The 20,025-nt window shown below is 74.1% G+C and carries 19 protein-coding genes and 1 pseudogene; 14 read left to right on the plus strand and 6 right to left on the minus strand.

Features of this window, described 5'->3' with window-relative positions:
- The first annotated feature begins 97 nt into the window (after positions 1 to 97).
- Together IF27_RS18265 and IF27_RS18270 are read left to right on the plus strand one after the other, a co-directional pair.
- Positions 98 to 844 carry an SseB family protein gene (locus IF27_RS18265; RefSeq protein WP_052850727.1) on the plus strand — a complete coding sequence of 249 codons (747 nt, stop codon included), beginning with the start codon at positions 98 to 100 and terminating at the stop codon, positions 842 to 844.
- Positions 845 to 947: 103 nt separating this feature from the next.
- On the plus strand, positions 948 to 1,694 hold the full coding sequence (locus IF27_RS18270) for an MIP/aquaporin family protein (protein ID WP_052850728.1): 747 nt from the start codon (positions 948 to 950) through the stop codon (positions 1,692 to 1,694).
- Here IF27_RS18270 and IF27_RS18275 read toward each other — a convergent pair.
- The gene (locus IF27_RS18275) at positions 1,672 to 2,046 is read right to left on the minus strand and encodes a DUF1844 domain-containing protein (protein ID WP_052850729.1); all 375 of its coding nucleotides are present in this window, start codon (positions 2,044 to 2,046) and stop codon (positions 1,672 to 1,674) included. The two genes, IF27_RS18270 and IF27_RS18275, sit on opposite strands and share 23 nt — an antisense overlap.
- Positions 2,047 to 2,380: 334 nt before the next feature.
- Here IF27_RS18275 and infC point away from each other — a divergent pair, with 334 nt between their 5' ends.
- From infC to IF27_RS18315, 8 genes are all read left to right on the plus strand, one after another.
- Entirely contained in the window at positions 2,381 to 3,094 is a 714-nt protein-coding gene (gene infC / locus IF27_RS18280) for a translation initiation factor IF-3 (RefSeq protein WP_420822026.1), read from the plus strand.
- 79 nt (positions 3,095 to 3,173) lie between these two features.
- Entirely contained in the window at positions 3,174 to 3,368 is a 195-nt protein-coding gene (gene rpmI / locus IF27_RS18285) for a 50S ribosomal protein L35 (protein WP_052850731.1), read from the plus strand.
- Between the two features lie 111 nt (positions 3,369 to 3,479).
- Positions 3,480 to 3,866, plus strand: a complete 387-nt coding sequence (rplT, locus tag IF27_RS18290; RefSeq protein ID WP_052850732.1) for a 50S ribosomal protein L20 — start codon at positions 3,480 to 3,482, stop codon at positions 3,864 to 3,866.
- Between the two features lie 139 nt (positions 3,867 to 4,005).
- Positions 4,006 to 4,857 carry a TrmH family RNA methyltransferase gene (locus IF27_RS18295; RefSeq protein ID WP_052850733.1) on the plus strand — a complete coding sequence of 284 codons (852 nt, stop codon included), beginning with the start codon at positions 4,006 to 4,008 and terminating at the stop codon, positions 4,855 to 4,857.
- A 106-nt stretch (positions 4,858 to 4,963) separates the two neighbouring features.
- Positions 4,964 to 6,049: a sensor histidine kinase gene (locus IF27_RS18300; RefSeq protein WP_052850734.1), complete on the plus strand. Its 1,086-nt coding sequence runs from the start codon at positions 4,964 to 4,966 to the stop codon at positions 6,047 to 6,049.
- Positions 6,050 to 6,176: 127 nt separating this feature from the next.
- Positions 6,177 to 7,307, plus strand: a complete 1,131-nt coding sequence (pheS, locus tag IF27_RS18305; protein WP_052850735.1) for a phenylalanine--tRNA ligase subunit alpha — start codon at positions 6,177 to 6,179, stop codon at positions 7,305 to 7,307.
- Positions 7,307 to 9,829 (plus strand): phenylalanine--tRNA ligase subunit beta, encoded by a 2,523-nt coding sequence (pheT, locus tag IF27_RS18310; protein ID WP_052850736.1) that lies wholly within the window; start codon positions 7,307 to 7,309, stop codon positions 9,827 to 9,829. The genes pheS and pheT overlap by 1 nt, the downstream gene beginning before the upstream one ends.
- 228 nt (positions 9,830 to 10,057) lie before the next feature.
- Positions 10,058 to 10,888, plus strand: coding sequence for an SDR family NAD(P)-dependent oxidoreductase (locus IF27_RS18315; RefSeq protein ID WP_052850737.1), 831 nt, complete (start codon positions 10,058 to 10,060; stop codon positions 10,886 to 10,888).
- Between the two features lie 276 nt (positions 10,889 to 11,164).
- Here the strand turns inward: IF27_RS18315 and ligD are convergent, their stop codons facing one another.
- The gene (gene ligD / locus IF27_RS18320; RefSeq protein ID WP_052850738.1) at positions 11,165 to 12,043 is read right to left on the minus strand and encodes a non-homologous end-joining DNA ligase; all 879 of its coding nucleotides are present in this window, start codon (positions 12,041 to 12,043) and stop codon (positions 11,165 to 11,167) included.
- Between the two features lie 29 nt (positions 12,044 to 12,072).
- Here ligD and ku point away from each other — a divergent pair, with 29 nt between their 5' ends.
- The gene (gene ku / locus IF27_RS18325; RefSeq protein ID WP_052850739.1) at positions 12,073 to 13,104 is read left to right on the plus strand and encodes a non-homologous end joining protein Ku; all 1,032 of its coding nucleotides are present in this window, start codon (positions 12,073 to 12,075) and stop codon (positions 13,102 to 13,104) included.
- A 28-nt stretch (positions 13,105 to 13,132) separates the two neighbouring features.
- On the opposite strand, the gene IF27_RS18330 is transcribed toward ku, so the two are convergent.
- Positions 13,133 to 14,029, minus strand: coding sequence for a 3-hydroxybutyryl-CoA dehydrogenase (locus IF27_RS18330; RefSeq protein WP_223291101.1), 897 nt, complete (start codon positions 14,027 to 14,029; stop codon positions 13,133 to 13,135).
- Positions 14,030 to 14,229: 200 nt separating this feature from the next.
- Here IF27_RS18330 and IF27_RS18335 point away from each other — a divergent pair, with 200 nt between their 5' ends.
- The gene (locus tag IF27_RS18335) at positions 14,230 to 15,483 is read left to right on the plus strand and encodes a glycoside hydrolase family 10-like protein (RefSeq protein ID WP_052850740.1); all 1,254 of its coding nucleotides are present in this window, start codon (positions 14,230 to 14,232) and stop codon (positions 15,481 to 15,483) included.
- 21 nt (positions 15,484 to 15,504) lie between these two features.
- Here IF27_RS18335 and IF27_RS18340 read toward each other — a convergent pair whose 3' ends face one another.
- Positions 15,505 to 16,014 carry a hypothetical protein gene (locus tag IF27_RS18340; protein WP_420822027.1) on the minus strand — a complete coding sequence of 170 codons (510 nt, stop codon included), beginning with the start codon at positions 16,012 to 16,014 and terminating at the stop codon, positions 15,505 to 15,507.
- Between the two features lie 19 nt (positions 16,015 to 16,033).
- On the opposite strand from IF27_RS18340, the pseudogene IF27_RS31595 reads away from it, so the two are divergent.
- Positions 16,034 to 16,916 (plus strand): annotated as a pseudogene (locus IF27_RS31595) (aminotransferase-like domain-containing protein); the annotation flags it as partial.
- Between the two features lie 13 nt (positions 16,917 to 16,929).
- Here the strand turns inward: IF27_RS31595 and IF27_RS18345 are convergent.
- Entirely contained in the window at positions 16,930 to 18,228 is a 1,299-nt protein-coding gene (locus IF27_RS18345) for an acyltransferase family protein (protein ID WP_052850742.1), read from the minus strand.
- Between the two features lie 212 nt (positions 18,229 to 18,440).
- Here IF27_RS18345 and IF27_RS18350 point away from each other — a divergent pair, with 212 nt between their 5' ends.
- The gene (locus tag IF27_RS18350; protein ID WP_052850743.1) at positions 18,441 to 19,001 is read left to right on the plus strand and encodes a histidine phosphatase family protein; all 561 of its coding nucleotides are present in this window, start codon (positions 18,441 to 18,443) and stop codon (positions 18,999 to 19,001) included.
- On the opposite strand, the gene IF27_RS18355 is transcribed toward IF27_RS18350, so the two are convergent.
- Entirely contained in the window at positions 18,955 to 19,989 is a 1,035-nt protein-coding gene (locus IF27_RS18355; protein WP_052850744.1) for a helix-turn-helix transcriptional regulator, read from the minus strand. The two genes, IF27_RS18350 and IF27_RS18355, sit on opposite strands and share 47 nt — an antisense overlap.
- Positions 19,990 to 20,025: the final 36 nt, after the last annotated feature.

A 20,025-nucleotide genomic window follows, 5' to 3' on the forward strand; every position in this document is an offset into this window, starting at 1 on the left:
TAACCAGGGGTGACGAACCCCACAGACCGTACGGCCGCCCGTGCCCCGCCCGACCCTGCGGCGGCACCCCCCGCGCCACCCCGGTTACCCTCGCCGCGTGGCACTCAAGAACATCCCCCAGCCCGCCTTCGCCGGTGACGACGGCTCCGCCGACCCCACCGTGCGCGACGCCCTCGACGCCTGGTCCCGCGACCCCGCCGCCGAGCCCGCGCTCCTCACCGCACTGGCCGACGCCCGTCTGCTCGTGCCGGTCGTCGCCGTGCTCGGCGAGGCGGAGGAGGGCCCCGACGGGCTGCGCCGCGAGAAGCACAGCGACATGGCCGTGCTCACGCTCGCCCTGCCGGACGGCCGCCGCGCCCTGCCGGTCTTCACCGCCACCGCCACGCTCGCCCGCTGGCGCCCCGACGCGCGGCCCGTCGCCGTCACCACAGGGCAGGCCCTGCGCGCCGCCGTCCAGGAGAACGCGGGCGCGCTCGTCCTCGACGTCGCGGGCCCCGTCACGTACGAGCTGTCGGGGCCCGCCCTGCGGGCGGTGCTCACCGGCGCCGCCGCCGACCCCGGCGCGAGCCCGGCCGCCACCGAGGCCGTCGCCTCCGCCGTCGCCGCCGTCCTGCGCGCCGAGCCCGCCGTACGGGCCGCCCGCCTCGTCCCCGGCGGGCAGGCGGACGGCACCCTCGCCCTCGCGCTCGACCCCGGCGCGCCGACGGGGGAGGCGGCCACCCGCCTCGCCCGCGCGCTCGCCGCCGACACCGTCCTGCGCGTCCATCTCGTCCGCGGGCTCCAGCTCGCCGTCCTGCCGCCGGGGGCGCCGTTCCCCGGGGAGCCGACCTACCGCAGGGAGTGAGGGAGGCGCGCGCCGTTCACCCGCACGGCCGCGCCGAGGTGCGACCCGCCCGGCGCCGCCCGAGACTGCCACAGAAACCAACTGTCGGCAGCAGGAGGGCGCCATGTCCACGGAGACCGAAGCGCAGCCGCTCGCGGCCGAGCTGGTCGGAAGCATGTTCCTCGTCTTGTTCGCCGTCGGCTCGGCGGTCCTGGCCGGTGAGTTCATCGGCAGCCTCGGCATCGCCCTGGCCTTCGGCTTCACCCTGCTCGGCGTCGTCTACATGTTCGGGACGCTGTCCGGGGCGCACATCAACCCGGCCGTGACGCTCGGGATGCTCCTGGCGGGACGCATGGAGACGCGCACGGCCGTCGCCTACTGGATCGCCCAGTTCGTCGGCGCGGCCATCGGCGCGGCGCTGCTCTTCCTGGTGGCCAAGCAGGTGCCAGGACTCGGCACGCACGCGGCCTTCGGCAGCAACGGCTTCGACGACCGCTCGGCCGTCGGCCTGTCGCTCGGCGGCGCGTTCGTGATCGAGGCGCTGCTCACGTTCCTGCTCGTCTTCGTCTACCTGTCCGTGACGCACGGCGTCACCGTGCGGTCGTTCGACGGCATCCCGCTCGGCCTGACCCTGGCGCTCGTGAACCTGGTGGGCATCCCGCTCACCGGCGCGGGGGTGAACCCGGCGCGCAGCCTGATGCCCGCGATCTTCGCGACGGGCTCGGCGCTGTCCCAGGTGTGGCTGTTCATCGTCGCCCCGCTGGTGGGCGCGGCGATCGCGGTGGTGGTGCACCGGATCGTGCACGCGCAGGACGAGGAGTGGCTGAACGACTGGTCGTGGCTGCGGACTAGCCGATCACGGGACCGGTGAGCTTCTCGCCCGGCCCCTGGCCCGGCGCGTCCGGCACCGCCGACGCCTCGCGGAAGGCGAGCTGGAGCGTCTTCAGGCCGTCCCGCAGCGGGGCGGCGTGGTACGAGCCGACCTCGGGGGCGGCGGCCGTCACCAGCCCGGCGAGGGCGATGATCAGCTTGCGCGCCTCGTCCAGGTCCTTGTGCTGCTCGCCGTCCTCGGCGAGGCCGAGCTGCACGGCGGCCGAACTCATCAGGTGCACGGCGAGGGTCGTGATCACCTCGACGGCGGGCACGTCCGCGATGTCGCGGGTCAGGCCCTCGACGTCGGGGGCGGCGTGCGAAGGGTCGGCGGAGGCGGCGGTGTCGCTCATGCGCACCACCTTAAGCGCTGCCCCACGTCCCCCGGGCGGCGTACGGTGGCCGCCACGGACCAGGGCGTCTCCCACGGACGGCCCCCACGCCGGGCCGGGCGCGGGGGCTCGCCCGGTGGTGTAATCTGGAAGGGACCGGCCGGACACTCGTGTGCCCGGCCCGCAAGTGGAGGCTCCACGCTCCCACCTCACCGGCCCCCCGGGTCGGTAGGTCACTGGTCGAGATCGCGCCCCGCGTCCACGCGGCGGTGCTCCCGGTCTGTTGGAGCCCCGCATGCGTGCCGTCCGGGGCGTTTTTTCATGCCGCGCGACCTGATCTGGCCGTGCGGCGGCGATGGCTCCAGGCGGCGGCCCACACGAACGATCCGGCACGGCTGTCCGCCAGGCATCCGTGCGGCGCAACCGAGGAGGCCCCATCAGCGCCGAGCCACGTATCAACGACCGGATTCGCGTCCCCGAGGTGCGACTCGTCGGTCCCAGCGGCGAGCAGGTCGGCATCGTGCCGCTTGCTAAGGCCCTGGAGCTTGCCCAGGAGTACGACCTGGACCTGGTGGAGGTGGCGGCCACCGCCCGCCCGCCGGTGTGCAAGCTCATGGACTACGGCAAGTTCAAGTACGAGTCGGCCATGAAGGCCCGTGAGGCGCGCAAGAACCAGGCGCACACGGTCATCAAGGAGATGAAGCTCCGGCCGAAGATCGATCCGCACGACTACGACACCAAGAAGGGTCATGTCGTCCGGTTCCTGAAGCAGGGGGACAAGGTCAAGATCACGATCATGTTCCGCGGTCGTGAGCAGTCCCGCCCCGAGCTGGGCTTCCGGCTGCTTCAGCGGCTTGCCGAGGACGTGCAGGATCTGGGCTTCGTGGAGTCCAACCCCAAGCAGGACGGCCGGAACATGATCATGGTTCTCGGCCCGCACAAGAAGAAGACCGAGGCCATGGCCGAGGCGCGGGAGGCCCAGGCCATCCGCAAGGCGGAGCGCCAGGCGGCCGAGCGTGAGCACCAGCAGGCCGAGCGCGAGCAGCAGCAGGGCAGGGCGTCGGCCTGACGACGGGTCGGCACGCACGCCGCCGCCGCGGGGGACCGCGGTGGCGCCGCAGGTAACAGGACGAGGAGAGAACGGCGACATGCCGAAGAACAAGACGCACAGCGGTGCCGGTAAGCGCTTCAAGGTCACCGGCTCCGGCAAGGTGATGCGCCAGCGCGCCGGTCGCCGTCACTACCTGGAGCACAAGTCCTCCACGCTCACCCGCCGCCTCGCCGGCACCACGGAGACGGCTCCGGCCGACGCCAAGAGGATCAAGAAGCTTCTCGGCATGTGAGACGGGCGCGACCGGCGGCACCACCGGCCGCCGCGCGCCCCGCACCGACCGGGACCCATCCGTTTCCGGGCCGCGCGCACGATCCGCGGCCCCGCTGCAAGGAGTACACACGTGGCACGCGTCAAGAGGGCGGTCAACGCCCACAAGAAGCGCCGGGCGGTCCTTGAGCAGGCCAGCGGTTACCGCGGCCAGCGTTCTCGGCTTTACCGCAAGGCGAAGGAGCAGGTCACCCACTCCCTCGTCTACAACTACAACGACCGCAAGAAGCGCAAGGGCGACTTCCGGCAGCTGTGGATCCAGCGGATCAACGCCGCCGCCCGCGCCAACGGCATCACGTACAACCGCTTCATCCAGGGCCTGAAGGCCGCTGAGATCGAGGTGGACCGCAAGATGCTCGCCGAGCTGGCGGTGAACGACCCGAACGCGTTCGCGGTCCTGGTGGAGACGGCCCAGAAGGCCCTGCCCAGCGACGTGAACGCCCCCCGGGCCGCCGCCTGAGCCGACGGCTCCCGCGTCATCGCTCGTCCCACGGACCCGCAGGCCAGGTGGCCTGCGGGTCCCGTGCTGTCCCGCCCCGACCTGCCCGGCCGCGTCCGACCCCGCAGGTTCCGTATCCCGAGAAGGTGAGCGCGTGCCCATGGGTCCAGCCGCCGAGCTGATCTCCCCCCGCTCCCCGCGCGTCACCGCCGCGAGGCGGCTGGCGAAACGCAGCTTCCGCGGCAAGGAACGGCGCTTCCTCGCCGAGGGGCCGCAGGCGGTCCGGGAGGCGGTCGGGCACCGCTCCGGGGGGCGGCCGACCCTCGTGGAACTGTTCGCCACCCCCGAGGCCGCCGAGCGGCACGGCGACCTCGTGGGTGCCGTGCGCGCGCAGGGCGTCCCCGTCCACCTCGCGGACGACGACGTCGTCGCGGGGATCTCGCAGACGGTCACGCCCCAGGGGCTCGTCGGCGTCTGCCGCTTCCTCGACCTGCCGCTCGACGACGTCCTCGCCGCGCGTCCGCGCCTCGTGGCCGTCCTCGCGCACGTCCGCGACCCCGGCAACGCCGGGACGGTCCTGCGCTGCGCCGACGCCGCGGGCGCCGACGCCGTCGTCCTCACCGACGCCTCGGTCGATCCCTACAACCCGAAGGCCGTCCGCGCCTCGGTCGGCAGCCTCTTCCACCTGCCGGTCGCCGTCGGCGTGCCGGTGGAGGACGCCGTCCGCGGCCTGGCCGCCGCAGGGGTGCGGGTCCTGGCGGGTGACGGCGGCGGCGACCGCGACCTCGACGCCGAGCTGGACGCCGGGACCATGGGCGGCCCGACCGCCTGGATCTTCGGCAACGAGGCGTGGGGGCTGCCCGAGGAGACACGGGCGCTGGCCGACGCCGTCGTCCGGGTGCCGCTCCACGGCCGCGCCGAGAGCCTGAACCTCGCGACCGCAGCCGCCGTCTGCCTCTACGCCTCCGCCCGCGCCCAGCGCGCCCCCGGCGGCTGCCGCGCGACCGGCTGAACCCCCGCCCTACCGCCCGTCCCCGGCGCGGGCGCCCCGCACACGGGGAGCCCTGGTACGCCCGGTCCTAGTAGGCTGACCGGCACTGGGAGAGGGGCTCACGGGGATGCATTCCGCTGCCGGTGCCGGGGAGTCGGACCTCCGGCCCGATGATCTTCCCGACGGACTCGTCGTCGCCGACGGTGACGGCCTGGTCACCTGCTTCAACGCCGAGGCCGCGCGGCTCACCGGCCGCCCGGCGTCCGGAGCGCTGGGCACACCCATCGAGCACGCGCTGCCCCTGGAGGACCCCGAGGGCCGCCGCTGGTGGCGGCTGACCGACCCGTACCACGGCCTCGCCACCCGCTCGGGACAGCCGGAACGCAACCTCGTCCTCCCCGACGGGCGGGAGGTCCTGGTGGCCGCCCGCTACGTCCGCGCCCGCCCCGCGGGACCGGTGCGCCGCCTCGTCGTCACCCTGCGCGGCACCGAGGCCAGGCGGCGCTCGGAACGCCACAACGCCGAACTCATCGCCACCGTCGCCCACGAACTGCGCTCCCCCCTCACCTCGGTCAAGGGCTTCACCGCGACCATGCTCGACAAGTGGGAACGCTTCACCGACGACCAGAAGCGCCTGATGCTCCAGACCGTGGACGGCGACGCCGACCGCGTCACACGCCTCATCACCGAGCTGCTGGACGTCTCCCGCATCGCCTCGGGCCGCCTGGAGCTGCGCCGCCAGCCCGTACGCCTCGACGAGGCCGTCCGCCGCCACGTCACCACCCTGGTCAACGGCGGCTGCCGCCCCGACCGCTTCGCCCTGCACGTGGACGGCCGCCTGCCCGGCCTGTGGGCGGATCCGGACAAGATGGACCAGGTCCTCGGCAACCTCCTGGAAAACGCGGTGCGCCACGGCGCCGGGACCGTCACGATCGAGATGCGGCCCGTCCCCGCCGCCGAGACGCGACAGAACCAGGAAGGAACCGCCGTCACCGTGAGCGACGAAGGCCCCGGCATCCCGGAAGAGGTCATGCACCGCGTCTTCACGCGCTTCTGGCGCGGCGGCGACCGGGCGGGCACCGGGCTCGGGCTGTACATCGTCAAGGGCATCGTCGAGGCCCACGGCGGCACGGTCACCGTCGGCCGCTCCGACCGGGGCGGCGCCCGCTTCCGATTCGTCCTGCCCGCGGGCACCCCGGCGTTCTTCTCCTGAAGGCCGCCCCCACCGGTCCCGCGGGCCGCCACCGCGTTCTGAAGTCACCACGCACCCGCTTAGACTCGGTCACCGGGCACCCCGGGGCGCGCAGCGGGGCGTCAACCACACGGAAGCACGGGAAGAGATGTCGGCACCCAACAAGTCGTACGACCCAGTCGAGGTCGAGGCACTGAAACCGGAACGGATCGACGCCGCGCGGGACGAGGCGCTGGCGGCGATCGCCGCCGCCGACGGCCTCGACGCGCTGCGCGAGGTCAGGACCGCCCACTCCGGCGACCGCTCGCCGCTCGCCCTCGCCAACCGCGAGATCGGCGCCCTGCCGCCGCAGGCCAAGGCGGACGCAGGCAGGCGTGTCGGCCAGGCCAGGGGCGCGGTCTCCAAGGCGTTCGCCGCCCGGCAGGAACAGCTGGAGCGCGAGCGGGACGAGCGCGTGCTGGTCGAGGAGGCGGTGGACGTCACGCTGCCGTGGGACCGCGTGCCCGCCGGTGCCCGCCACCCCCTCACGACCCTCTCCGAGCGCGTCGAGGACATCTTCGTCGCCATGGGCTACGAGGTCGCCGAGGGGCCCGAGGTCGAGGCCGACTGGTTCAACTTCGACGCCCTGAACATCGGCCCCGACCACCCGGCCCGCACCACGCAGGACACCTTCTTCGTCGCCGACGACCGCGAGGGCGCCGCCCCCGACGCCTCCGGGCTCGTCCTGCGCACGCACACCTCGCCGGTGCAGATCCGCTCCATGCTGACGCGCGAGCTCCCGCTCTACCTGATCTGTCCCGGCCGCGTCTACCGGACCGACGAGCTGGACGCCACGCACACGCCGGTGTTCAACCAGGTCGAGCTGATCGCCATCGACGAGGGCCTGACCATGTCGGACCTCAAGGGCACCCTCGACCACATGGTGCAGTCGCTCTTCGGGCCAGGCACCCACACCCGGCTGCGCCCCAACCACTTCCCCTTCACCGAGCCGTCCGCCGAGATGGACATGCTGTGCTTCCGCTGCCGCGGCGCGTCCGTCGGCAACCCGGACCGGCCCTGCCGCACCTGTTCCAGCGAGGGCTGGATCGAACTCGGCGGCTGCGGCGTGATCAACCCGCGCGTCCTGGTCGCCTGCGGTATCGACCCGGACAGGTACAGCGGCTTCGCCGCCGGTTTCGGCCTGGAGCGGATGCTGATGTTCCGCCACAACATCGTGGACATGCGAGACATGATCGAGGGTGACGTCCGCTTCACCCGGCCGTTCGGGATGGAGATCTGATGCGCGCCCCGCTCTCCTGGCTGCGCGAGTACGTGGACCTGCCGGACGGGACCACGGGCCGTGACGTCGCCACCCGCCTCATCGCGGCGGGGCTTGAGGTCGAGACCGTCGAGCGCCTCGGCGACGACCTCACCGGGCCGCTGGTCGTCGGCCGCGTCCTGGCCGTCGAGGAACTGACCGGCTTCAAGAAGCCGATCCGCTGGTGCCAGGTCGATGTCGGCGCCGCCAACGGCACCGGCGAGCCGCAGAACATCGTCTGCGGCGCCACCAACTTCCGCCCGGGCGACCACGTCGTCGTCATCCTGCCGGGCGGCGTGCTGCCCGGCGGCTTCGCGATCTCCGCCCGCAAGACCTACGGCAAGGTCTCCGAGGGCATGATCTGCTCCGCCCGCGAGCTGGGCCTCGGCGACGACCACGACGGGATCATCGTCCTGCCGCCGGGACACGAGCCGGGCACCGACGCCATCGCCCTGCTGGAGCTGGTGGACGAGGTCCTCGACATCGCCGTGACCCCCGACCGCGGCTACTGCCTGTCGATGCGCGGCCTCGCCCGCGAGACGGCCACCGCGTACGGCCTGCCGCTGCGCGACCCGGCGCTGCTCGACGTGCCCGCGCCCAACGCGGACGGCTACCCGGCCCGCGTCGAGGACCCCGAGGCGTGCGACAGGCTCGTCCTGCGCGGGGTCACCGGGGTGCGGCCAGACGCCGTCTCCCCGCTGTGGCTCACCCGCCGCCTCCAGAAGGCCGGGATGCGCCCCATCTCCCTGGCCGTGGACATCACCAACTACGTGATGCTGGAGATCGGCCAGCCGCTCCACGCCTACGACCACGCCCGCCTCAGCGGCCCGATCGGCGTGCGGCGCGCGACCGCCGGGGAGCGGCTGACGACGCTGGACGACGTCAAGCGCGTCCTCGACGCCGAGGACCTCGTCATCACCGACGACTCGGGCCCCGTCGCGCTCGCGGGCGTCATGGGCGGCGCCGACACGGAGATCGCCGAGACGGCCGAGCAGCCGCTCGTCGGCCAGCCGCAGGGCACGACCGGGATCGTCCTGGAGGCCGCGCACTTCGCGCCGGTCCCCGTCGCCCGCTCGGCGCGCCGTCACAAGCTGGCCAGCGAGGCGTCCCGCCGCTTCGAGCGCGGCGTCGATCCCGAGGCCGCGCCCGCCGCCGCGCAGCGCGCCGTGGACCTGCTGGTCCTGCTGGCGGGCGGCACCGCCCACCCCGGCGTCACCGAGGTCGGCGGCCCGGGCACGCCCACCCGGATCACCGTCCCCGCCGACCACCCCGACGCGGTCGCCGGTGTGACGTACGGCCGCGAGACCGTCGTACGGCGCCTCCAGGAGGTCGGCTGCACGGTCACGGGCAGCGACGTCCTGACCGTCACCCCGCCCAGCTGGCGGCCCGACCTGACCGACCCGAACGACCTCGCCGAGGAGGTCATCCGGCTGGAGGGCTACGAAGCCCTCCCGTCCCGGCTGCCCAGGCCCCCGGCCGGGCGCGGGCTCACCGGACGCCAGCGGCTCCACCGCAGGACCGGCCGCGCCCTGGCGGGCGCGGGCTACGTCGAGGCACCGAACTACCCGTTCACCGGCCCGGCGCAGTACGACGCGCTCGGCCTGGCGGCCGACGACCCGCGCCGCAGGACCGTCCGTCTCGTCAACCCGCTCGACGACACCGAGTCCGGGCTGCGCACCACGCTGCTCCCCGGCCTCCTGGAGGCCCTGCGCCGCAACCACGGGCGCGGCGCGCAGGACCTCGCCCTCTTCGAGACCGGCCTCGTCTTCCTGGCGGAAGGCGACGAGCCCGCAGCCTTCCGGCCCGCGGTGACCGCCCGGCCCTCCGACGAGGAGATCGCCGCGCTGAACTCCGCGCTGCCCCGGCAGCCCCGCCGGGTCGCGGTCGTCCTGGCCGGGGGGCGCGAGCAGAACGGCTGGTGGGGCCCCGCCCGCCCGGCGACCTGGGCCGACGCGGTCGAGGCCGCCCGTACGGTCGCCCGCGCCGCGGGGGCGGAACTCCACGTGGAGAACGCCACGTACGCCCCCTGGCACCCCGGGCGCTGCGCCGCCCTGTCGGTTGACCTGGACGGCGAGCGCACGCTCGTCGGCCATGCCGGTGAGCTGCACCCGCGCGTCGTCAAGGCCCTCGGGCTGCCCGACCGTACCTGCGCCATGGAGGCCGACCTCGACCTGCTGGAGCGGGCCGGGGCCGGGGTCGTGGAGGCGCCGCGGATCGCGTCGTTCCCGGTGGCGACCCAGGACGTGGCGCTGGTCGTGGACGCCGACGTGCCGTCCGCCGAGGTGGAGGCCGCGCTGCGGGACGGCGCCGGTGAACTGCTGGAGTCCCTGCGGCTGTTCGACGTCTTCACCGGTGAGCAGCTGGGCACGGGACGCAAGTCCCTCGCCTACGCGCTGCGGTTCCGCGCCGCCGACCGCACGCTCACAGCGGACGAGCTGACCGCCGCGCGTGAGGCGGCCGTCGCCGCGGCGGCGGAGCGCACGGGCGCGAGCCTGCGCGCCTGACGCACCGTCACGACGCCGCCCCGCCGGGCCTGTTCCGGCGGGGCGGCGGCATGTCGGGCGGGGGAAGGCCCCGTCCCGGCGCGGGGCGTGCGGAACTAGAGTGACCTCCGTGGCCGTGGCCCTGTCCGCGCCCGTACGCCCGGGGGAGCCGACGCCGTCTCGCCCGCGGGCCGCAGGCCGCAGGCCGTACGTCCGACCGTTCACCCGCGCGTCCCGGAGGGTCCGCCCATGACCGAGTCCCGCACCATCCTGATCACCGGCGCCACCGACGGCCTCGGGAGAGCCCTGGCGCTCGACCTCGCGGCCGACGGCTTCCGCCTCGTCCTGCACGGCCGGGACAGGGGGCGGCTCGACCGGCTCGCGGCCGAGGTCGCCGGGCTCGGCGCGCCCCGGCCCCGTACGGTCCTCGCGGACTTCGCGGACCTCGGCCAGGTCCGCCGGATGGCCGAGGAGGTGCGGGCGGGCACCGGCCGTCTCGACGTGCTGGTGAACAACGCGGGCATCGGCGGCGGCGAGCCCGACGGCGTGACCCGCCGTACCAGCGTGGACGGCCACGAGCTGCGCTTCGCGGTGAACCACCTGGCCGGATTCCTCCTCACCCTCGAACTCCTGCCGCTGCTGCGGGACTCGGCCCCCGCGCGCGTGGTCAACGTCGCCTCGCTCGGGCAGCACGCGCTCGACTTCGACGACCTCATGCTGGAGGACGGGTACGAGGGGGCACGCGCCTACCGGCAGAGCAAGCTGGCCCAGATCATGACCGGCTTCCACCTCGCCGCGCGGGTGCCCGCCGACGAGGTCACGTTCACCAGCCTGCACCCCGGCACGTACATGCCGACCAAGCTGGTGCGTGACTGGATCGGGCGCAGCGTGGACAGCGTGGAGTCGGGTGTCGCGGCCACGCGCCGCCTCGCCGTCGGGGACGAGGTGGCCGGGGTGACGGGGCATTTCTTCGACCGCACAGAGGACGTGCGGGCGAACGAGCAGGCGTACGACGCCGCGGCGCGTGAGCGCCTGTGGGAGCGCAGCGTGCAGCTCACCGGAGCCCCGCAGCTCGTCTAGCCCGTGCCCCGCGGCGAGGTGACGCGGGGGCGGACGGGGGCAGGGGGTCGGGGCCGCGCGCCCGGCCCGGCCCCCGCTGCCGCCGCGCCGCCTCACGCGCGTGGACGCGGAACGGGCGTCAGGCACCCGCCGTATGCAGCCGCGGAAGGCGTGGTGCGGACTGTGCGGGCACGCCGTCAACCGGCGGGCGGCATCGACGTTCTCCGGTCCGATCGTCCCGAGCTGTGGCGAGGAAGTCATGGCGTCACTCTACGAACACGCACTGACAGCGACGGGTCACGGCAAGGGCCGGGCCGCGGCGCGGGTGGTGAGGGGGCGCATCAGGTCGCCGTACCGGGAGAGCCTGGCGGGCAGGTCGGGCAGCCGGACGTCCAGCTCCGCAGGGTCCGTGCAGTCGGCGACCTCCTCCCAGGTCAGCGGGGCGGAGACCGTCGCCGTGGGCCGTGCCCGCAGCGTGTACGGGGCGGCCGTCGTCTTGCGCGCGGCGTTCTGGCTGTGGTCGATGAAGACCTTCCCCGGTCGCTCCTGCTTGGCCATGACGGCGATGGCCAGTCCTGGCAGCCCGGCCGCCGCCTCGACGGCGACACCCTTCGCGTACGCCGACGCCCGTTCCGAGGGCACGGGGCGCAGCGCGCACAGCAGGTGCAGCCCCTTCGAGCCCGACGTCTTGACGTACGCGGTGAGGCCGTCCGCCGCGAGCCGGTCGCGCAGCCACAGCGCGACGCGGCAGCACTCCACGACCGTCGCGGGCGCGCCGGGGTCGAGGTCGAACACGAGCCGGTCCGCCGTCCCCGGCGCGGGCGTCCGCCACTGCGGCGTGTGCAGCTCGGCGACCAGGTTCGCCACCCACACGAGGGCGGGCAGGTCCTGGACCATGAGCTGCCGCAGCGTCCCGCCCCCCGAGCGGGGGACCTCCGTGGTGTTCACCCAGTCGGGGGTGCCTGGCGGGACGTTCTTCGTGAAGAAACGCTGCCCCCGCGGGCCGTCCGGGTAGCGCAGCAGGCTCAGCGGCCGGTCCCTCAGATGGGGGAGGAGCACGGCGCCGTGCGAGGCGTAGTGGTGCAGCACCTCGCCCTTGGTGGTGCCGTCCGGATAGAGCACCTTGTCGAGGTTGGACAGCGGCAGACGGCGGCCCTCGACCGTGACGACAGGCATACCCTGAGAGTGCACGAAAGGGGTGAACGTTGCGAACCATCTGGAAGGGTGCCATCTCCTTCGGTCTGGTCACCATCCCCGTCAAGGTCGTCAGCGCCACCGAGAACCACGCGGTCTCCTTCCGCCAGATCCACACCGCCGACGAGGGCCGCATCCGGTACCGCAAGGTCTGCGAACTCGACGGCGAGGAGGTCTCGGGCGAGGAGATCGGCAAGGGCTACGTCACGGCGGACGGTTCGCTCGTCCAGCTCACCGACGACGACCTCGCCCTGCTGCCGCTGCCCAGCGCGCGGACCGTGGAGATCCTCGGGTTCGTGCCGGTCGGCAGCATCGACCCGTACCAGCTCGACAAGTCGTACTACCTGACGGCGGACACGGGCGCGGCCAAGCCGTACGTCCTCCTGCGCGAGGCCCTGCGCCGCGCGGACAAGGGCGCGATCGCCAAGCTGGCGATGCGCGGCCGGGAGACGCTGGCGCTGGTCCGTGCCCTGGACGACGAGGTGCTCGGCATGCACACCCTGCTGTGGCCCGACGAGATCCGCTCGGCGTCCGGCCTCGCGCCGACCGAGCGGGTCACCGTGCGGGACGCCGAACTGGACCTCGCCGACACCCTCATGGACACCCTCGGCGAGGTGGACATGGCGAGCCTGCACGACGAGTACCGCGAGGCCGTCGAGACGCTGGCGGACGCCAAGCTGGCCGGTGTCGAACCGGAGCAGGCGAAGGAGGCCGAGGGCGGACGCGGCAAGGTCGTGGACCTGATGGCGGCGCTGGAGGACAGCGTCCGCACGGCGCGCGCCGGGCGCGGCGAGGACGACGACGGGGCCGGGGCCGGGGAGGACGCGACGGTGCACCCGATCGGCGGCGAGGGGGGCGGGGACGGCGAGGACGAGGGGAAGCCCGCGCGGAAGCGCGCGCCCGCGAAGAAGGGTGCCGCGAAGAAGACGGCGGCAGGGAAGTCGGGGGCCGCGAAGTCGGGGACCAGGAAGGCCGCGGCGAAGAAGGCCCCCGCCAAGAAGACCGCCGAGAAGAAGTCCGCCACGCGGCGCCGGGCCTCCTGACGGCGCGAGCCTGACCGCCCGCGCGCCGTCAGGGGTACGCGTAGAAGCCCGCGCCCGACTTCCGGCCCAGGTGCCCCGCGGCGACCATCCGCAGCAGGAGCGGCGGCGGCGCGTACAGCGGCTCCTTGTGCTCCTGGTACATCGACTCGGCGATGGACGCGACCGTGTCGAGCCCGATCAGGTCCGCGAGCTTCAGCGGGCCCTGCGGATGGGCGCAGCCCAGCTCCATGCCCCGGTCGATGTCGTCCCGGCTCGCCGCCCCCGCCTCGAACATCCGCACCGCGGAGAGCAGATAGGGGACGAGCAGCCCGTTCACCACGAAGCCCGACCGGTCCTGTGCCCGGATCGCGTGCTTGCCCAGCACCTCCGTCACGAGCCGCTCCGCCCGCTCCACGGTCTCCTCCGACGTCGTGAGCGCGGGCACCAGCTCCACCAGCCGCTGGACCTGCGCCGGGTTGAAGAAGTGGACGCCGAGCACCTGTGCGGGGCGGCTCGTCGCGACGGCCAGGTTGACCAGCGGGATCGCGGAGGTGTTGGAGGCGAGGATCGCGTCGGGGCGGGTCACGACCTGGTCGAGGACGTGGAAGATCTCCGTCTTCACCTGCTCGTTCTCCACCACCGCCTCGACGACCAGGTCACGGTCCGCGAACTCGCCGAGGTCCGTGGTGAACGACAGCCGCTCCAGGGCCGCGTCGCGCTGCGCCGCCGTCGCCTTGCCGCGCTCGACCGCGCGGCCCAGGGAGTTGACCAGCCGCGTGCGGCCCAGTTCCAGCGCCTCGCCCGTCGTCTCGGCGACACGGACGTCGAGTCCCGCCCGCGCGCACACCTCCGCGATGCCCGCGCCCATCTGACCGCAGCCGACGACGCCGACGCGCGTGATCCCGTCCGCCGGGGTGTTCCCCTGGCCGTTCCCCAGGCCGTCCACAGGTGTGCCCCTTCGCTGTTCGTCCCGTTCGTCCTTGCAGGAGACCGTACCCCCGGCGCGCGGGCGGGGGGAGCCGGGGCGTGCCCGGCCGGTCGGGAGGATGTCCTCGCCTTGAGAGGTGTGTCACCCGGGTAGGACGCGGGCAAGTCCGTCACGCTGTGCGGAGTACACGTCACCTCATGGATTGACAGGGGGAAGTGATGCGCCACTTCACGCGTCGCAGTCTCGGCTTCTCGGCCATCGGCACCGTGACCGGACTGCTGACGCTCCATCAGGCGGAGGCGGCCGACCGGTTGCGGCGGCCGGTCACGGCGGACGCGCGCGGCGCGGCACCCGCCGTGGACCAGACCCGCGGCATGTGGATCGCCACCGTCACGAACATCGACTGGCCGCGCTCCACCGGCCTGTCGGCCGACGCGGCACAGGCGGAACTGGACGCGCTGCTGGACGCGGCGGTCGCCAGGGGGCTCAACACCGTGGTGCTCCAGGTGCGTCCGACCGCCGACGCCTTCTGGCCCTCGCCGCACGAGCCGTGGTCGGAGTGGCTCACCGGCGTGCAGGGGCGCGACCCCGGCTGGGACCCGCTGGGGTACGCGGTGACCGAGGCGCACGCCCGAGGGCTGCGCCTGCACGCGTGGTTCAACCCGTACCGCGTCGCGTTCCACGACGATCCGGCGCGGCTGGCGGCCGGGCATCCGGCGCGCGAGAACCCGGGGTGGACCGTGCGGTACGGCGGGCGGCTGTACTACGACCCGGGCATCCCGGCGGTGCGGGCCTTCGTGCAGGACGCGATGGCGGACGCGGTCGAACGGTACGCGATCGACGGCGTGCACTGGGACGACTACTTCTACCCCTACCCGGTCGCGGGCGAGGAGTTCGACGACGACGCCACGTTCGCCGAGCACGGCGGCGGGTTCACCGACCGGGGTGACTGGCGGCGCCACAACATCGACCTGCTCGTGCGGGAGATGGCGGCGCGGGTCCAGGAGATCAGGCCGGGCGCGGCGTTCGGCGTCAGCCCGTTCGCCGTGTGGCGCAACAGCTCGACGGATCCGCGGGGTTCTGACACGCGCGGCGGGGTGCAGACGTACGACGACCTGTACGCGGACGTGCGCACCTGGGTCCTCGAAGGCTGGATCGACTACGTCGTGCCGCAGGTGTACTGGCACATCGGCAACGAGGCGGCGGACTACGCGACGCTCGTGGAGTGGTGGTCGGACGTGGCGGACGGCACCGGCGTCGAGCTGTGGATCGGCGAGGCCGCCTACAAGGCGGGCGACCCGGCGCAGGGCGCCGCGTGGCAGGACCCGGCGGAGCTGTCGCGCCACCTGACGCTGTGCGCCGACCATCCCCAGGTGAGCGGCAACGTCTTCTACTCGGCCAAGCACGTCGCCTCCGACCCGATCGGTGCGCTGAGCCGCGTCTACGAGGACCACTACCGGCCGCGTGCGTGACGACGCGTACGCGGCTGCCCGTCAGTCGCGTGCGCGCTGGGTGTCGGCGATGCAGAACGGGACGCCCAGTACCAGGCCCAGGGTGGAGGCTGGAGGGTTTTCGCCGCGCAGGAGGACCGACCACAGCAGGGTGAGCAGGGGCTGGGCGAGTTGGAGCTGACTCGCGCGGGTGATGCACGCGAGGGCCAGCCCGCGGTGCCAGAGGGCCAGCCCAACGATGCTCGCTCCTACGACCAGCCACAGCACGCCGACCACGGCGCGCGGGAGACTCAGCAGCAGCGCCCATGCGTTGACCTGCCAGCCGGGGAGTTCCCGGGTCAGCCGGGCGCCCTCACCGTACGCGGCGGCGCGGATGACAACGCCGCAGAACAGGTACAGGTCGCCGGTGGTCGGCGTGCCCCCGCTCTGCGCGGCGGTGAAGCCGACCACCAGCGCCGCGCCCGCCACGGCCGCGACCCAGAAGGCGGGGGAGGGGCGGTGGTGGGCGCGCGCCGTCGCGTAGCCGACCGTGGCCAGTGGCAGGAGTCCCACGAGGGCGGCGGCGTGGGAGGTGTCGGGGGTCCGGAGCGCCAGCGTGCTCAGCAAGGGGAAGCCCGTGACCGACCCGGCCGCCGCCGCGGCGGCCTCGCGCGTACGGCGTGCAGGCAGGCACGGGCAGGTGACGCTGACGGCGGAGCGGACGGGCGAGATCCCCCGCTCCATCGACGCGGACGGCGTCCTCGCCACCCTCGCGTCACCGCCCGCCGGGGCCGTCGAGCTGAGCGGCGGTCACCTCCCGGCGGCGCTGCGGCCCGAACATGCCCTCGCCGGACGGCGGCCCGGCGCCTGGGACCGGCCCCCGGTCGAAGGGCTCGCAGAGCTGCGCGCCCTCGCGTCCCCAGGTGCACCCCGCCCTCGTGGAGTCACCGGTCTATCCGGGCACGCTGGCCGTCGCCCGCGCGTCCGGCCTGCGGCCCGTCCCCGTGCCGGTGGACGCTCAGGGCATCCTGCCCGATCCGCTCCAGCGGGCGTTCGCCGCGAGCGGCGGGTGCATTCGTCGTCGAGGACGACTACGCGCGCCTGCTCACCCACGAGTACGCCCCGCCCCCGCTGGCCGCCGACGACCCCGAGGGCACCGTCGTCCACATCCGCTCGCTCGCCAAGGCCACCTCGCCCAGCTTCCGCGTCGGCGCCGTCGCCACATGCGGACCGGTCGCCGAGCGGCTGCGCGCCATCCAGACCGTCGAGAGCTTCTTCGTCGCGCGTCCGCTCCAGGAAGCAGCGCTCGACCTCGTCGGCGGACTCTCCTGGCCGCGCCACCTCAAGGCGGTCGCCCGCGAACTGCGGCTGCGGCGCGAGGCGCTGCGCTGGCCACCGGGACGCCTCCGGGCGTGACCCCGCCGCTTCTGCCGCACGGCGGCTTCCACACGCGGCTCCGCCTGCCCGACGCCACCTGACGTGCGGCCATCATCTGTCGGCTGAGCCCGGCGGCGCGTCCCTGCCCGAGAACAGCACCAGCAGCAGGCCACCGGCGAACAGCAGCAGGACAGGCCAGGCCGGATGCCCGCCCGGCGCGAACCCCACGGCTGCGAAACGCGCCAGCGCGCCCGCCGCCACGGCCGTGCCCACAGCGAGCAGCACGGGGGATCGGCGCCGTAGCGTGCCGATCCCTGGGGGCAGATGTCGCAGGGGGCGTTCCGCCCACAGCACGACGCGTACAAGCGGCAGCAGCAGTACGGCCAGTAGCGCGACCCAGCCGACACGCAGGGCCAGCCACGCACCCGAGCCGATGGACGGCTGCGGCACGATCCCGGCCGGGTAGAGCGCCACCGCGACGGCGATCACCGGGGCCATGTGCCACAGGTACAGCGTCATCACAGCCGTGTTGGCGCGGGAGACGCGGCGCCAGAGGACAGGCCGGGTGAGGAGCCGGGCCAGCGCGGGCTCGGCCGTCAGCAGCAGACCGGTCTGCGCGGCGGCGAACGCCAGCAGTGCAACGGACGGCGGGGACGTGTTCTCCACCCGGGTGCCCGCACCGATCATCGCCACAGGGAACGGCCCCCAGACCAGCAGCGCCGTCAGCAGTGCGACGCCTCCCGCGCCCAGCGCCGCGCACCGTGCGCGGGGACGCGTCAGTGACCCGTCGTGCCACGCGAAACCCCACAGGTACATCGCCCCCCACACCAGGAGGTAGTTGGCGCCGCCCACCACGGGCACCCCGGGGCCCACCACCAGGACGTCCACCACCACCGCGACCCCCGCCACCAGCGCCGCGAAGCGCAGCCCCCACCGCAGATGCAGCGCGTACAGCGCCGGGGTGAGCGCGATCAGCACCAGGTACACCGGCAGGAACCACAGGTGCAGCGCGACGAACCAGCCCGCCTGCCTCAGTTCGTCCCGCTGCGCCACCCCCGTGGCCGCCACCACGCAGACGACCCCCATGGCGACCACGACATAGACGGCCGTCGGCCACAGCAGCCCCAGCACACGGACGCGCACCCACGCCGCCCCGCGTTCACCTCGCTGCCGCCGCGCCGACCACGAGACGGCGTTCGCGTAGCCGCCCACCACGAAGAACACCGGCATGACCTGGAGCACCAGCGTCACCCACGGCGCCCAGCCCACGTACCGCAGCGCGTCCCGGCCGGAGAGGCGGCCGTCGTGGTACGTGACGTCCGTCAGCAGCCAGTGCCCGACGACCACGGCGCCGATCGCGGTCACCCGCAGCAGGTCGGCCGGTCTGTTGCGGCCCCTGCCACTCGTCACGACGCCTCCGGTGCGACGGGCGCACGTGCGCGCGCAGGCCCCCGTCCAGTGCACCGCGCCGAGGCTCCCGCGGCGAGTGCGCCGCCCCCAGGAGGGTGACGGGCGGGGACCGTGGCCCGTGTACGCGCAGGTCACACGGTGTGTGCGAGAACTTGCGCGAGTTTTACGTCAGCGCTGTAGTCGCCTTCATCGAATGCTCGTACGATCCGTCCATGCTGGTCACGCTCATCGCCGCTGCCCGCAGTGCACCCCTGCTCGACACCCCCTTCGGCGACGACCGCCCGCTCGACATCACGGCCTGGCAGGTACTCGAACGCGCCATCCCCGCGCTCGTCCCCCTGACCGCCGCCGAGCTGCGCTACTGCTCCCCGACCCCGGCCAGCCGCCAGACGGGCGACGCCCTGGGCCTCGCCCCGCTCGCCCAGCCCGCGCTGCGTGAGTGCGACATGGGCCGCTGGCGCGGCCTCACCCTGCGCGAGGCCACGGGACGCGAGCCCGCCGCCGTCGAGGCGTGGTTCGCCGACCCCCGTTCCGCACCGCACGGCGGCGAGCCGCTGCTCTCGTTCGTCTCCCGCGTCGGCGGCTGGCTCGACACGCGCCCGATCGACCACGACGGGCACGTCGTCGCCGTCGCCGAGTCGTCCGTCATCCGGGCGGCCATGCTCTACGCGCTCGGCGCGCCACCGCAGTCGTACTGGCGCACCGAGGTCCATCCGCTGTCGGTCGTCAGCCTGACCGGGGGGCGGGGGCGCTGGAGTCTGCGCATCGGGTGACGACCGGCTCGCGCGCGTCGGGGGCCGTGTCCCCGTAGAGCGCGGTCACGGCAGCCGCGGCGTCCGCCAGCAGCCGCCGCGCCTCGGGCGGGTCGAGGACCTCGACCTCCGGGCCGAACTGGAGGAGCTGCCGGATCGCGCCGGGCGCCTCGTACGCCAGCGACACCGCGCACCAGCCGTCCTCGTCCGGGGCCTCCGGCCGCTCGGTCACCCAGGCCGCGGCGATCCGCAGGAACAGGTCCACGCGCGAGTGCCGCACCCGGGCACGCACCCGCAGGGCGGCGTGACGTTCCTCCACGCGGCGACGCAACCCCTCCCACGCGTCGGCCAGCTCCACGCCCACCCGGCGCTGCACCGGGGCGTCCAGCACCCTCGCCGCCCGCACACGGTCCGCGCGGAACAGGCGCGCACGCCGCCGCCGGTCGGCGACCAGGTACCACACGCCCGCCTTGGCCACGAGGCCGTACGGATCGACCGTGTACGTGACGGCCTCCGCCGTACCGCTGTGCTGGTAGCGGATCCGCAGCCGCCGGTCGGCGAAGACCGCGTCGAGCAGCGCCCCGAGATCCGCCTCGTCGTCGCTGCGCCCTCCCAGCCAGCGCTCGGGATCGACGAGGATGCGCCTGCTGGTCAGCTCGGCGGCGGGCCGGTGGGGGCCGGGCAGGGCCGCCATCACCTTGCGCAGCGCCGAGCCGAGCGCGTGGTCGAGGCCGAGGGCCGCGTGCGTCCGCCCGGCCGTCAGGACGAACAGGGCGCGCGCCTCGTCCTGCGTCAGCCCCGTCACGTCGGTGCGGTAGCCGGGGAGCAGCGCGATGCCGCCGTGCCGTCCGCGCTCCGCGTACACCGGCACACCGGCGGCCGACAGGGACGCGACGTCGCGGTAGATCGTCCGTACGGAGACCTCAAGGCGCCGCGCCAGCTCGGCGGCGGACACCTGCCCCCGGGTCTGGAGCAGCAGGAGGACGGACAGCAGACGGTCGGACTTCACGCCACCAGGATGCCGTACACAAAGCTGACGGGAACT

Source organism: Streptomyces avicenniae, from assembly GCF_000719135.1.
Taxonomy (GTDB): domain Bacteria; phylum Actinomycetota; class Actinomycetes; order Streptomycetales; family Streptomycetaceae; genus Streptomyces; species Streptomyces avicenniae.